We start from the raw sequence: 14,691 nt of genomic DNA on the forward strand, positions 1-14,691 counted from the left end.
CGGTCGTCGCTCGCATCGGAGTGTCGGGGTGTTGGAGACTGTTCGGCCACGTTGATAGAGCCTAGGCGAGAGGGTTGATAGAGCCTAGGCGAGAGGTAGTGATCACGAGTACGCCCGTCTCGGTGCGGGAGGAGAGACCGCCCCGTTTTTCCAACTAGTATGGATTGGGTGTCTGCTGGCGAACGTGCGAACAGGAGCCGCCGCAACCCGCGGCGGCGAAACGCACGCGTCGACAACGACAAGCCCAAACTCCGCACAGTGCGTGAGAGTTCGGCCGGTGGCCTGGTGGTGGACGGTCTCGACGGCCCACCCGAGAAGCGCTGCGCCGCTCTCATCGGACGCACCGATCGCCGAGGTCGGTTGCTGTGGTCGCTCCCGAAGGGCCATATCGAACAGGGCGAGACAGCCGAGCAGACTGCCATGCGTGAAGTAGCCGAAGAAACCGGAATCCGGGGTTCGGTCCTGGCGACGCTGGGAAGTATCGACTACTGGTTCGTCACCGAAGGTCGCCGTGTCCACAAGACCGTCCACCACTACCTACTCCGTTTCCTCGGCGGCGAACTTTCCGATGAAGACATCGAGGTCACCGAGGTGGCCTGGGTTCCGCTCAGCGAACTACAGTCACGGCTCGCGTATGCCGACGAACGAAAGTTGGCCGCCATCGCCGATCGGTTGATCGAGGACATGCATCGATCCGATTCGAAGACACCCAGCCCTCCCAAGACACCTGGCGCTACCGCCGCCGGCAAAGAGTGATCGTGCGGCGTACCAGGGTCACTGCGGCGGCATTGACCGCATTCCTGCTTGTCCTCGCGCCGGCTGCTGCCCTGACGCCGGCGACCGCGAGCGCGCAGGAGCCGTCGAACAGCGATCCGTCGACGTCGGCGGATCTCACCTACCAATCGGAGGACAGCGACCTCCCCGAGACTCGCCGGGGCACTCAATTCCTCCAACTGTCCATCGACACCGTCGCACCCGCCACCGTCACCACCACCAGCGAACCGTTCGTGACAGTGCGCGCCACCGTCACCAACACCGGCGACCGACGCGTCGACGACATCAGCGTCCGCATGCAGGGCGCTGATGCCGTCGACCGGCCCGAGAAGCTTCGTACGTCGCTGACCCTCGAACAAGAGCAGTTCGGGGCGGTCGGGGAGTTCCAGGACGTCGCACAGAGTCTCGAGCGGGGTGCGAGCACCCACTTCGTGGTGTCGTTACCGCTGCGAGGCACCCAGGGGCCCTCGTTGGGCATCGATGCACCAGGGGTCTACCCGCTACTACTCAACGTCAACGGCACACCCGAGTACGGGGGCACCGCGCGACTCGACGACGCCCGCTTCCTGCTACCCGTAGCCGGAGTTCCGCGTGATCCGACCGCGACAGATCCGACGGCCCCCGACGCCATCGCGCTCCCACCGAGCACGTCGAGCCCGATAGCAACGACCGTGATGTGGCCGCTGGCGGACAAGCCCCGACTCGCTGCGGGGATCCCGGGATCGCTCGAGGACAAGGTCCGACTCGTCGACGACGAGCTTGCCGAAGAACTCGCAACGGGTGGTCGGCTGGACAAGCTACTAGCAGCCGTCGAGTACGCTACTAGCGACCAACTCGATCCGGAGAACCGCCTCGCCGACAGCATGTGCCTGGCCATCGATCCCGACCTCCTGGTCACGGTCGCCAACATGGCTCGGGGCTATCTGGTGGTCGACGATCCGGCCGATCCACGTGGCGCGGCCCACGACGGGACCGGAAGAGACGCCGCCGCCAGTTGGCTTTCCCGGCTCGAGCCACTGGCCGATTCGATGTGCGTCACCACCGTTCCGTTCGCCCAGGTCGATCTCGACGCACTCGGCAATGTCGGCGACGCATCACTGGTATCGAGTGCGCTCGAGTCTCCGTCGACCATCGTGGACTCGATCCTCGGAGTGACCTCGGTCCCCGACATCGTCTGGAGTGCTTCCGGCCAGCTCGGCGCGCGCGCCGCGGCAACGGTGCGATCCGTCGGGCCGCGGACTGCCCTGGTCGCCGACAACAGCGTGGCCCCCGCAGCGGCAGGCGGAGTTGCGCTGGTCACCGGCGGAAGTAGCGTCGACGCCGAGTTGAAGGCCGCCGTATTCGACGCGGCCACCGCCACCGCACTGGCAGCTGTCGGGTCCGAGCCGTCGACCCCGGACTTCACTCCGGAAGATCAACGTTTCGACCTCGAGCAGGACTCGAGAACCGCCCGCCTGCAGGACGCCGTCGGAGCCGTCGTCTATCACGCTCTCACTCCGCCCAACGGCACCCCGCGGAACTTGACGATTGCACCACCGCAGAACTGGAGCGCCGACGGTGACGAGCCCGGCGCGATTCTGTCGTCGATCTCCTCGATGCTGCGCTCCGGGCTCGCTTCACCGCGACCGTTCACCGAGCTGCTGGCCGAGCCGCCTACCGGGATGCCCGTCGAAGCCAGAACGGTGCAGCAGGCAGGCAGGGACACCAACACCGAGGATCGCGTCCGCATTCAGAGTGGCCGGATCGAATCTTTGGCCGGATCCCTGATCGACGACCCTCAACTGCCGTTGACACCCCGGCTGTACACGGCGCCGCTGAAGGAGGACCTGCTGCGCGCCCTCACATCGGCAGGTAAGGACACCGACCCCGCCGATGCAGCCGAGATGGCGAGTATCAGAACGAGCAGTTCCGAGGAAGGCGTCGACGCGCTGTTCGACGCGGTGACGGTCCTCGCCCCAGGCGGGGTCTACACGTTGGCCTCGGAGCAGAGTCCTCTGCTTCTGGTCGCGCAGAACGATCTGCCGGTAGGCATCAACGTGCGGTTGAATGTCGACGCGCCTCCCGAGATGCGCATCACCGACGTCGGTGCCACCCCGCTTCCACCTCGAGGTAGCCGTACGATCACCGTTCCGGCCGAGGTCGACGACAGCCGCAACCTGTCCGTCGACTTTTCGTTGACCACCCTCGACGGGCAGCAATTGGGCGAAGCATCGACTGTGTCCGTACGGTCGAATGCGTACGGACAAGCGCTGGCCATCATTACCGTCTGCGCAGGTGTTCTTTTGCTACTGCTTGCCGGACGCCGACTGTGGCACAGGTTCAGGGATCAACCAGACCCGGCCGACGAAGGGTACGAACGACCATGACCGGGAACATCCCGTACGAAGGGGACATCCCACGCACGCGGCTGCCCGCGGCTCAGGTCTTCCGCCGAACCCTGGAGCCGTCAGCGGCACCCTGGGAACGCGAGCCTGCTCCCCGAGGTCCGTTCCGTGAGATGCGGAGCTATCCAGCACCGCCATCCCCGGATGGTGGCCCTGCCCCGGACAATTCCGTCACTCAGCTGATTCCTCGGTTCCGCGACGAGGACTACCCACCTGTCGTAGAGTCGACGAGCGCTCCCGGTCCGGCCGAGCCGTCGGCCCCCAAAAAGCAACAAAAATCTCTGATGGCCGCGACGGGATCCATCGCGATCGCAACTCTTGTCAGCCGCATCACCGGATTCTTCAAGCAGATCGTCATGCTGGGGATTCTCGGTGGCGCGATCGCGAGTTCGTTCACCTCGGCCACGATCCTCCCGAACATGATCTCCGAACTGGTTCTCGGGGCCGTGCTCAGCGCCATCGTCGTTCCGGTTCTAGTTCGCGCCGAAATGGAGGATTCCGACGGCGGAGCGTCGTTCGTTCGACGGCTTTTCACCATCGCATTCTCGATGCTGGCCATCGTCGCCTTGATCGCCACCATCAGTGCCCCCCTGCTCAGCCGCATGCTGATCGACGAGAATGCCAAGGTCAGCAGTGATCTGACCACTGCGCTGTCGTACCTGTTGTTGCCCGCGATCCTTTTCTACGGACTCTCGGGCCTGCTGACCGCCATCCTGAACACGCGCCAGAATTTCCGACCCGGCGCGTGGGCCCCGGTCTGGAACAACCTGGTAGTGCTGGGGATCTTCTCCCTCTACTTCTTCGTGCCGGGCGAGATTTCCCTCGATCCGGTGCAGATCAGTGACCCACACGTCCTCATCCTCGGACTCGGTGTCACCGCAGGTGTGATCACGCAGGTCGTAGCCCTGATCCCGGCACTACGTCGAGAGAAGATCGACCTTCGACCGCTCTGGGGGATCGACGCCCGACTCAAGACCTTCGGCGGTATGGCTGCCGCGATCATCCTCTACGTCGTCATCAGCCAGGCGGGGCTCGTATTCGCCACCAGGATCTCCGCCGAAGCAGACGCCGCGGGCCCGGCTATCTACTCCCAGGCCTGGATCCTGCTTCAACTTCCGTACGGCATCCTCGGCGTCACCGTTCTCACCGCCATCATGCCGCGGCTCAGCCGTAATGCAGCCGACGGAGATACTCCTGCCGTCGTGGACGACCTGTCGGTGGCCACCCGGTTGACGCTGGTCGCGTTGGTGCCGATCGTGGTGTTCCTTACCTTCGCCGGCCCCTGGGTCGGCGAGGCACTGTTCGGCTTCGGAAACTTCGCCGACGATGCAAGTCGACTCGGCGAAGCCGTCAGCTGGTCGGCGTTCACACTGATCCCGTATGCCCTCGTCCTGATACATCTGCGCGTGTTCTACGCCAGGGAACAGGCATGGACTCCCACCTGGATCATCCTAGGAATCACGGGTGTCAAGATCGCGCTGTCGGCCTTGGCCCCGATACTGGCCAGCAACGACGAGCAGGTGGTGCTGATCCTGGGCGTCGCCAACGGACTCGGATTCGTGGTCGGTGCATGCATCGGTGGCTTCCTGCTCCATCGCAGTCTCGGCAACCTGCGGATGATCAATATCGGTAAAACCATCTGGATGGTCCTGCTCGCATCGGCCGCGGGTGGCACCGCCATGCTGGCCATCGACCGGATCGCCGATCTCGGCAACATCACCGACGCACTGGGAGCCATCGGTGCAATGCTCCGAGTTGGCATCTGCGCCGTTCTGATGCTGTCGATAACCTTCGGAATCCTCTGGTTCGGCCGGATTCCCGAGGTTCTGGCAGTGACCGTCGCCGTCAGCAAACTCGTTCGACGTTTCCGTGGGAAGTCGATCGAGACCCCCGATCCGACGCGAACGACCGACCTCGATTCGGCCGAACACATAGCGGTCGTCGGCTCGGGGCGCGCATGGGAGAATTCTCCCCAACAACTCCCGTACGCTGGACCGCGGCAGACCGGGACCCCGTACCCCTCAGGTCGGCCTGCGGCACCACCGCCGCTGCGACATGCGACGGGACGATATGTAGGACAACTCGGGGCAGAGACGCGTGAAGGAGTGAGAGTGACCGACGACGATATGGCTGGGGGGCCGGCCGAGTCCACAGTGAAAGGCACCCAGCGAAATGCCGGCGGTGTCGAGGTGGACGATCGCGCCAAAGACGCGTCGGGCAAGCTCGAGCCATCGAAGGCCACCGCGCCTACCAAGATGCCCTCACCGTTCAAGAAGTCGTCACCACCCGAGGAAGCTGAAACTTCCACAGCAGTCGATGCGACCGCGGCCACGACGTCGGAAGCATCTGCCGAAAAGAAGACCGAGTCTGCCAAGGCCGAATCCAAGGACACCCCGGCGGCCGGCAAGATCGTTTCGGGCGCCAAGGACACGACCGAAGCCGCAGCAGACGACGCACCCACGACCGCAGCGAGGAAGTCCAGCCGTGGCCTCGCACACGAGACCGGTGCCACTCCGGTCGGATCACCAGCCTTGCCACCCGTCGGACCGGGTTCCGAACCTGCACGGTCTCTGCGTGGCCCCAAACTCATCCCGGGTGCGTCCGTGGCAGGCGGTCGCTACCGTCTGCTCACCCCGCACGGTGGAGCGCGTGGCCTCAAGTTCTGGCAGGCCCACGACGTCAAGTTGGACCGCGAAGTGGCCTTGACGTTCGTCGACGCCGACCAGCAAGCGTCCGCGCTCTCGCCCGACCGTCCCGAGGGCCCTCAGGCAATCCTGTCCCGCACCCTGCGACTGGGGCGGATCAACTCCCCAGGTCTTGCTCGCGTTCTCGACGTCGTCCGCGGCAGTTCCGGCGGCATCGTCGTCGCCGAATGGACCCCGGGTCGTTCGCTACGCGAAATGGCCGACACCGTTCCATCGCCGACCGGTGCAGCTCGGGCCATCAAGGCCCTCGCCGCCGCCGCGGAAGCAGCACACCGAAGCGGCGGAGCACTGTCGATCGACCATCCGGACCGCGTCCGGATCAGCAGCAGCGGAAACGCTGTTCTCGCGTTCCCGGCGACGTTGGCGGATGCAGACCCGGGTTCCGACGTTCGCGGGCTCGGCGCCATGCTGTACGCCCTGATCACAGCGCGTTGGCCTCTCGACAACGCTGCCGGTTCGGATTCGGCCCCACGCTCGGTAGGCGGCATGCGTCCTGCGGACCGTGACGCGAGCGGCAACGCCGTCGAGCCGCGTCGTATCCGACCGGACGTGCCATTCGAGATCTCGGCAGTCGCCGTCCGTGCACTCGAGCAGAACAGTGGGATCCGTACCGCTGCGACTGTCCAGCACGTGCTGGATCAGGCTGCAGTCATCAACGACAAGACCGATTTGATGCCCGCACTACGCCTCGGTCAGCGTGCACCGGGCGCGTCCGGCCATTCGCTGGCCGACCCTGAGGAAATAGCCGCTCAACAATTGCGGTCGAAGCGCACCAACATCGCACTTGTCGTGTTGGGCGCATTGACCGTCATCGTCCTCGGCTTCGCGGGTTACTGGCTCTTCACATTCCTCGCGGGTGACAGCTCCGACGAGCCGCTGACCCAACAGGACTTCGGTCTCACCACCAGCGCGACCGCCCCTGCCACACCTGGTGCAGAAGACGTCGCTCCGCCGGCAACAGCTGCTCCGACAGCGATCGACTCCGTCGAAGTGTTCTCACCTCAGGGCAGTGCGGACAACGCCCGTTCAGCGGGCAACGCCATCGACGGCGACCCCAGTTCCACCTGGAGCACGGACGCGTACTTCCAACCCTTCCCGTCACTCAAGGAAGGCGTAGGACTACTCGCAACCCTGCCGTCTTCAAAGGTCCTCACCAGTGCCTTCGTCAACTCGCCCTCTCCGGGTACCGTTGTTGAAATCCGTTCCGCTCCAAGCGATTCCGCAAGCCTGAGCGACACGACGGTCATCGGGCAGGCGACACTCGGCAACGGCGTCACCGACATCCCACTGACCGTTTCCGAGCCCACGACGCATGTTCTGCTGTGGATCACCGGACTCGGCAACGACGGTGGTCGCAATCAATCGACGATCGCTGATTTCGGCTTCACCGCGCAGCCCTGACGACTGCTCCCGATCAACCCGCCGTTGACCTGCGAACGTCTCGGTTCGGGGGACGTTTCGTACTCGACGGTCTCTATGCCTTAGGCTCTCCGACAATGCGGTAATACGGGGGGGAGCCGTTTTCGTATGGGGGATTTACATAGGGACTGGGCTGTCGGGGGTCTTCTCGGCGGACGCTCCGACGTCGAATTGCTGAGTGCGCACGTGGCCGGGGAGGCCGATGCGTTCACTTCGCTGGTACATCGACATCATGAGCACCTTTGGATGACCGCACGCCGAACCAGCTATACCAACGAGGACGCTGCCGACGCATTGCAAGAAGCACTCTTGTCAGCCCACCGCACAGCGGCCACGTTCCGGGCCGATGCAGCCGTTCGCAGTTGGTTACACAAGATCGTCGTCAACGCGTGCCTCGACCGCATTCGACGTAACCGTTCGAGACCGACCGTCTCGCTCACCAACGAGGACGACATCGAGCCGGTCGATGGTCGGGATCAGATGTCTGCCGTCGAGACCTCCATCGAGGTACACAAGGCACTCATGTCATTGCCACCTGAACAACGATCCGCCGTCGTCGCGGTGGACATGGAGGGGTACTCGGTTGCAGATGCTGCCCGCATGCTCGGTGTACCCACCGGCACGATCAAGAGCCGATGCGCCCGTGGACGGTTGAAACTAGTAAAACAGCTCGAGTATTTCCGGTACGAAGGGAACCGTTAGCCGATCCGGCGCGTCTTACCATGTGTAGGCACGATTGCCCCGCAAACAATACGGGCCGTGGGTAGAGCTTGCGCCGGGAGGAGACCGAAGTGGCATCGTACGGAACCGAGCCTCTACCCGTCGCTCCGTACTCACCCGACCTGTTGGCGGATCTCCATGCAGGAGTACTCGACGAGTCGGTCGGTGAGAAGCTCTGGCCTCTCGTTCGACAAGATCCGAAAGCGATGGAGGTCATCTCCGCTCTCGACGCGCTTTCTGCCCGTCTCGGTTCACTCGGAAGCGACTTCGACTCCGGTGAGCCGATGCCCCCGGATGTCGCCGAGAGGATCGATCGTGCGCTGACGACCGAGCAGGAATCCTCGTTGGGTGGCCGACACGGTCGTTATTCACGCCGATGGGCCTATACGGGTATCGGTATCGCAGCTGCGGTCGCGATCGTTGCTTCGCTTTCCGCTTTGCTGTTCGCCCGCCCGAGTGGACCGACCGACCCCGACACCGTAGCCGCACCGGCGTATCCGCCCAGCCTGGTTCTCGATTCGAGCGGCCTGAATTTCGCCGGTGTCCGCGACCTCCTCGGCCGACAGGATCCAACCGAACTGAAGGACGCCGGCAATCTTCCGGAATGCTTGGCGGCCAACGGTTTCGACCCTCAGGAAATTCTGCTCGCAGCCACTCCGGTGCAGGTCGACGGGCGATCCGCGACACTGCTCGTCGTGCCGCGTTTTCCGATGAACGGCATGACCGTACTCGTGGTGGGCTCGGATTGCGGTGAGGGCAACCCACAGACACTGGTCCGTCGCGATCTGAACTGATCTCCGACGCGCAGGAGAACTACCGGGGAACAACACCCTTTACGCTGGTGTTGACATAACCGGTGGGCGTGCCAGGACTATGCCCTCGGCTTTTGTATCAACGCCATCGGTAGACAGCACATTCGATCGGAAGGTCCGCATGACAACCCCACAGGTTCACGATCTCATCATCGTCGGCTCGGGACCGGCCGGATACACCGCCGGTGTATACGCAGCCAGGGCTGAACTCCAGCCGATTCTGTTCGAGGGAACCCAGTTCGGGGGTGCTTTGATGACCACCACGGACGTCGAGAATTTCCCCGGTTTCCGCGAAGGCATCATGGGACCGGACCTGATGGAGCAGATGCGCGAGCAGGCCAAGCGATTCGGTGCAGACATTCGTACCGAAGACGTCGAAGAGATGAACCTCAGCGGCGAGATCAAAACCGTATCCGCCGGCGGCGAGACCTATCAGGCACGCGCTGTCATTCTTGCGATGGGCGCGGCTGCGCGTTACCTCGGAATTCCGGGTGAAGAAAAGCTGCTCGGACGGGGTGTCAGCGCCTGCGCCACCTGTGATGGATTCTTCTTCCGCGATCAGGACATTGCCGTCATCGGTGGCGGGGACTCGGCCATGGAAGAGGCGACCTTCCTCACTCGATTCGCACGCAGCGTCACCATCGTCCATCGACGCAGCGAATTTCGTGCGTCGCGCATCATGCTCGAGCGGGCAAAGGCCAACGAAAAGATTCGCTTCCTCACCGACACCAACGTTCTCGAAGTCCTGGGCGAGACCTCTGTCACCGGGGTGGCACTCGAAAACGCGATCACCGGAGAGAAGACCACGCTCGAGGTGACGGGGATGTTCGTCGCTATCGGTCATGATCCGCGCAACGAGCTGGTCAAGGGCCAGGTCGAACTCGACGAAGCAGGCTACGTCAAGGTCGCCTCGCCGTCCTCGACTACGTCGCTACCCGGAGTGTTCGCCGCCGGTGACCTGGTGGATCACGTCTATCAGCAGGCAATCACCGCGGCCGGAACCGGCTGCACTGCCTCCATCGACGCCGAGCGCTGGCTCGCCGAGCAGGGCGATATTTCCTCCAACACGCTCGCGCACGCCGATCAGCCGGTAGACGTAGTAAACGCCTGAATTTCGTTCCCGAACTACTACACAACCAGGAGAAACACATGTCCGACGACAAGAAGACCGTCACCATCACGGATGCGTCGTTCGTCGACGACGTGCTCAGCAGCGAGAAGCCCGTTCTCGTCGACTTCTGGGCCACATGGTGCGGGCCTTGCAAGATGGTCGCCCCGGTACTCGAGGAGATCGCGGCCGAACACTCGGACAAGCTGACGATCGCGAAGCTCGACATCGACGCGAACCCACAGGCGGCTCGTGACTTCAAGGTCATGTCGATTCCAACCCTGATCCTTTTCCAGGGTGGCAAGCCGATCAAGCAAATCGTCGGCGCCAAGGGTAAGGCAGCACTTCTCAAGGAGCTCGAAGCTGTCCTGTGATCAGGCAGACAACGCCTGAGCAGTGACAGTCACCACCGCCGCGATCCGTCCGCTTTACCTGGCGGATTGGGGCTTGACGGTTACTTTCTGCGACAATTGATCGATGTGCCGACAAGCTCGGCACATCGACTTTTGTATCGGCCCAACCCCGAATCGGAACTCCCTGTTCCGGGGTTGCGGATACAGTCGTTGCAGCAATCAATCTCGAGATCGGAAGGTCAACTGTATGCACCGACTCAGTCACGGCGATTCTGGACCCGCCGTCGCGGAGGTTCGGAGCACGCTTGTCTCGCTCGGATTTTTGGTGGAGGAAACAGATCGATCTTCCGTGAACGATCCGACGCACTGGACTCCACCCGCATCCGACTTCGATCGCTCCTTGGGTGACGCCGTCCGCGCCTTTCAGCAATATCGAGGCCTACTGGTCGATGGTGTCGTAGGACCAGCTACCTACCGATCTCTGAAGGAAGCGTCGTACCGGCTCGGCGCTCGGACTCTCATCTACCAGCTTTCTGCTCCTCTGTACGGGGACGATATTGCGACCCTCCAGACTCGGTTGCAGGACTTGGGTTTCTACAGCGAGCGCGTCGACGGATATTTCGGGCCTGAAACTCACGAAGGGCTCTCGTCGTTCCAACGGGAAATCGGCCTGTCCCCGGATGGCATTTGCGGTCCTGCAACGCTGCGTTCTCTCGAACTGCTCGGCACGCGTGTCACGGGTGGATCACCACACGCCATCAGTGAACAAGAACTCGTCCGGGCGGCCGGCCCACAATTGACTGGTAAGCGCATCGTGATCGATCCTGATCTCGGTGGCGCCGATACCGGACGCATAGTCCACGGCATGTTCGGCCGAATCTCCGAAGCAGAAATTCTTTGGGACGTCGCCAGTCGCCTCGAGGGTCGAATGGCCGCCACCGGGATGGAGACGTTTCTGTCCCGTGCACGTGGAACCAATCCAAGTGTTGCCGAGCGTGCCGAGACGTCCAATGGCTTCAATGCGGACCTGATGATTTCACTTCGCTGTGCGTCGAGCCCGAATCCAGCGGCGAACGGAGTGGCAAGTTTCCATTTCGGCAACTCCCACGGTTCGGCGTCCTTGATCGGCCAGACTCTCACCGGTTACATACAGCGCGAAATTGTTGCCCGGACTCCGCTACTCGATTGTCGCAGCCACGGACGAACGTGGGATCTGTTGCGGCTCACCAACATGCCGACGGTGCAAGTCGACATGGGTTATCTGACAAACACTTCCGACATCGATGTTCTCAGTGATCCCCGATCCCGGGACATCATCGCCGAGGCAATTCTCATCTCGGTGAAGCGTCTGTACCTATTGGGTCAAGACGATCAGCCCACCGGAACCTTCACCTTCGCCGAGCTCCTCGCCGAGGAGCTCGCTGCGGCAGATCGGAGTTGACGGAGGTCGCGCTTCGCGACCTCCGCTCATCTGACTCCGACGGTTTGCTTGTGCTCGATCTCTACCGCGGTCAGACTGGCCGCAATCAGCAATCGCTCGAGGGCCGACTCGACGTCTTCCTTCCATCCATGATCGCGATGTAATTCGAGTCGAAGTCGCGGGTATCGATGATGTGGTGCGACCACCTCGAATCCGGCCTGCTCCAAGAAGTCGGCGTCGACCATGCACTCCGTCTCCGAACACGTCAACGACATCGTCGCCCGCGGGCCGATCGCCTCGTCCTCCTCAGTTCTACGAATCCCGAATGCCTCGAGCGCGCGAACGCCACGATTGACGAGATCGGCGACTACAGCCTGAATCAACGAAGCCGAGTGTCCCTCGCGATCGACATCCGATTCGATTCTCAACGTTGTCAGCAACACAGCATCAGCGCTGACCGGTGACGTTGGAAAAGTGGTGGACCGGGGTACCGCACCCGGGGGCGCATACAAAGCGCATCCAAGGATCTCCGATCCGACCGACAGCATTTGTCCGCAGGATCCCCACTCGAGCATGACCATCGAAAGCCACGCCTCGTTCTCGAACTCCAAATCGAGCGACTCACCGTCGGCACGTGTCCTCGCCGGATCGAGCACCCAGAACCGACACCGTCGCGTGTGCTTCGGTAGTTGATCGAAGGAGTCCAACGTGACTCCAGTAACGAGTGTCGACACTGCTACCTCAGCCTCCAAGTACCGAATTTCGTCGTCCGGCCGCGATGACGCACGGGTACGCGCGTCAAAAGTGAGCGGTCGTCGCAACCTTGATCCTCCCGAACGCCCGACAAGTGAACAATGCTGTACGCCAACATCATTCGCATCCTTCCGGCCATCGATAGGGGACTTACGTCACAGTGACATAACTGCCATGGGTGTTTGTGCCTACGATTTCGGCGCTACTTTTTCTTCTGACTTTCCATCATCTCGACGATCCTTTCGAGGTCGTCGACCGAGCCGAATTCGACGACAATCTTGCCTTTTCGCTTACCCAAGCTCACTGTCACGCGGGTATCGAACGAATCCGAGAGTCGATTAGCAACGTCCTGAAGGCCTGGCATTTGAATCGGCTTGCGGCGAGGAGCGGGATTCCGACTGACGTCGTCGTTACGGTTAGCCAACGTAACGGCTTCTTCCGTCGCGCGAACCGACAGGCCCTCCGCAATAATTCGCGCCGCCAAAGCCTCCTGCGCATCCGAACCCGCATCCAACGACAGGAGAGCGCGCGCGTGTCCGGCGGACAAAACGCCGGCTGCGACTCGTCGCTGAACGGGAATCGGCAGCTTCAACAGTCGAATCATGTTGGTTACAACGGGACGCGAGCGACCGATTTTCGCTGCCAACTCCTCATGGGTGACGTCGAATTCCTCGAGCAACTGCTGATATGCGGCGGCCTCCTCGAGGGGATTGAGCTGAACTCGGTGGATGTTTTCGAGCAACGCGTCACGCAACATCGCGTCATCGTTGGTTTCACGAACGATGGCAGGAATCGACTCGAGGCCCGCTTCTTGGCTCGCGCGCCAGCGGCGTTCGCCCATCACCAGTTCGTATTTACCATCGGCAACCGGACGCACGACGATCGGCTGCATCAACCCGAACTCGCGGATCGAGTGAACGAGTTCGGCCAAAGCTTCCTCGTCGAACACCGACCGCGGCTGCTTGGTATTGGGTTGAATCAGCTTCGGATCGATCTCCCGATACACCGCGCCGGCAGGGGAGAGGTCCTCTTCGCTGCTCCGGACGGGTGGCGTCGGAGTCGGCGCGGACGCCTCACGCGCTGCCTTTTCCGCCGCGTTACGACTGATCTTTCCGTCCGCCGCAGTACCGATCACTACATCCGCGGCGGCACTCCCGAGTCGAGGACCTGCCTCGGGCCCTGTGGGGATGAGAGCTGCTAGTCCGCGTCCCAATCCACCCTTGCGCGCTTGACCCATATCCCTAATGCTCCTGAGTTCCATCGGTCGCCACAAAGGACGAGCGTGCTGCGAGTTCACGACCAGCATCCAAGTAGCTCATCGCGCCACGGGAACCTGGGTCGTAATCCAAGACCGTCATTCCATAACCGGGTGCCTCCGAGACCTTGACGCTGCGAGGAATCACCGCACGCAGCACTGCGTCCCCGAAGTGCTTTCGGACTTCTTCCGCAACCTGGTCTGCGAGCTTTGTTCTGCCGTCGTACATCGTAAGGATGACGGTCGAAACATGCAGTTGGGGATTGAGATGGGCCTGCACCAGTTCGATGTTTCGCAAAAGCTGTCCTACGCCCTCGAGGGCGTAGTACTCGCACTGAATCGGGATCAAAACCTCGGTGGCGGCAACCATGGCATTGACTGTGAGCAGTCCGAGCGACGGAGGGCAATCGATCAACACGAAGTCTGCGTCGATGTCCGCGAGATCCGTCAGCGCAGTCTTCAGACGTCCTTCGCGGGCGACCATGGACACCAGTTCGATCTCGGCACCGGCAAGGTCGATCGTGGCCGGAATGCAGAAAAGACGCTCACTGTGCGGGCTCTGCTGGATAGCCTCTCGGGCGGTCACTTCGCCTATGAGCACCTCGTAGCTCGAGGGCACACCTGAGTGATGTTCGACGCCCAAAGCCGTGCTGGCGTTGCCTTGAGGGTCCAGATCGACCACGAGGACGGTGAGGCCCTGGAGCGCCAAAGCCGCAGCGAGATTCACGGCTGTCGTAGTTTTCCCGACCCCGCCCTTCTGATTTGCGATCGTCATCGTTCGGCGATGCGCAAGCTTCGGCAAGGTCACGCTTCTCGGATGTAGAACCTGGCTTGCCCGCTGCGCGGCAGCACCGATGGGGGTGTCATTTGCGGAGATGCCGCTGAACGCGTCGAACCCAGATCCACCCTTCGGCCTGGAGGCGGGTTGTGCATCGTTCTCCGTGGTACTTGTTTCACGTGAAACAGCGGGATCAAATCCACCCGACAT

The 14,691-nt window shown here is 62.4% G+C and carries 11 protein-coding genes; 8 read left to right on the forward strand and 3 right to left on the reverse strand.

Annotation, left to right across the window (positions count from 1 at the left end; all coding sequences use genetic code 11):
• Positions 1-168: 168 nt before the first annotated feature.
• The 8 genes from BJI47_RS12600 to BJI47_RS12635 all read left to right on the forward strand — a co-directional run bounded on the left by BJI47_RS12600 (position 169) and on the right by BJI47_RS12635 (position 11,716).
• Entirely contained in the window at positions 169-756 is a 588-nt protein-coding gene (locus BJI47_RS12600) for an NUDIX hydrolase (RefSeq protein ID WP_088944103.1), read from the forward strand.
• Complete coding sequence (locus BJI47_RS12605) at positions 756-3,140, forward strand: DUF6049 family protein (RefSeq protein ID WP_088944104.1); 2,385 nt, start codon at positions 756-758, stop codon at positions 3,138-3,140. Before BJI47_RS12600 ends, BJI47_RS12605 begins: the two co-directional genes overlap by 1 nt.
• Positions 3,137-7,264 (forward strand): murein biosynthesis integral membrane protein MurJ, encoded by a 4,128-nt coding sequence (locus BJI47_RS12610; RefSeq protein WP_088944044.1) that lies wholly within the window; start codon positions 3,137-3,139, stop codon positions 7,262-7,264. Before BJI47_RS12605 ends, BJI47_RS12610 begins: the two co-directional genes overlap by 4 nt.
• Positions 7,265-7,390: 126 nt before the next feature.
• On the forward strand, positions 7,391-7,984 hold the full coding sequence (gene sigM, locus BJI47_RS12615; protein ID WP_088944045.1) for an RNA polymerase sigma factor SigM: 594 nt from the start codon (positions 7,391-7,393) through the stop codon (positions 7,982-7,984).
• An 89-nt stretch (positions 7,985-8,073) separates the two neighbouring features.
• Entirely contained in the window at positions 8,074-8,796 is a 723-nt protein-coding gene (locus BJI47_RS12620) for a hypothetical protein (RefSeq protein ID WP_088944046.1), read from the forward strand.
• Positions 8,797-8,935: 139 nt separating this feature from the next.
• Entirely contained in the window at positions 8,936-9,925 is a 990-nt protein-coding gene (gene trxB / locus BJI47_RS12625) for a thioredoxin-disulfide reductase (protein WP_088944047.1), read from the forward strand.
• Positions 9,926-9,963: 38 nt separating this feature from the next.
• Entirely contained in the window at positions 9,964-10,296 is a 333-nt protein-coding gene (gene trxA, locus BJI47_RS12630) for a thioredoxin (protein ID WP_088944048.1), read from the forward strand.
• 226 nt (positions 10,297-10,522) lie between these two features.
• Positions 10,523-11,716 (forward strand): N-acetylmuramoyl-L-alanine amidase, encoded by a 1,194-nt coding sequence (locus BJI47_RS12635; protein ID WP_088944049.1) that lies wholly within the window; start codon positions 10,523-10,525, stop codon positions 11,714-11,716.
• 26 nt (positions 11,717-11,742) lie between these two features.
• Here the strand turns inward: BJI47_RS12635 and BJI47_RS12640 are convergent, their stop codons facing one another.
• From BJI47_RS12640 to BJI47_RS12650, 3 genes are all read right to left on the reverse strand, one after another.
• Positions 11,743-12,429, reverse strand: a complete 687-nt coding sequence (locus BJI47_RS12640; protein ID WP_088944050.1) for a hypothetical protein — start codon at positions 12,427-12,429, stop codon at positions 11,743-11,745.
• 221 nt (positions 12,430-12,650) lie between these two features.
• Positions 12,651-13,685 carry a ParB/RepB/Spo0J family partition protein gene (locus BJI47_RS12645; protein ID WP_088944051.1) on the reverse strand — a complete coding sequence of 345 codons (1,035 nt, stop codon included), beginning with the start codon at positions 13,683-13,685 and terminating at the stop codon, positions 12,651-12,653.
• A 4-nt stretch (positions 13,686-13,689) separates the two neighbouring features.
• Positions 13,690-14,691, reverse strand: coding sequence for a ParA family protein (locus tag BJI47_RS12650; protein WP_088944052.1), 1,002 nt, complete (start codon positions 14,689-14,691; stop codon positions 13,690-13,692).

Origin of the sequence: Rhodococcus sp. 1168 (assembly GCF_002091955.1) — a bacterium.
Classification (GTDB): domain Bacteria; phylum Actinomycetota; class Actinomycetes; order Mycobacteriales; family Mycobacteriaceae; genus Rhodococcoides.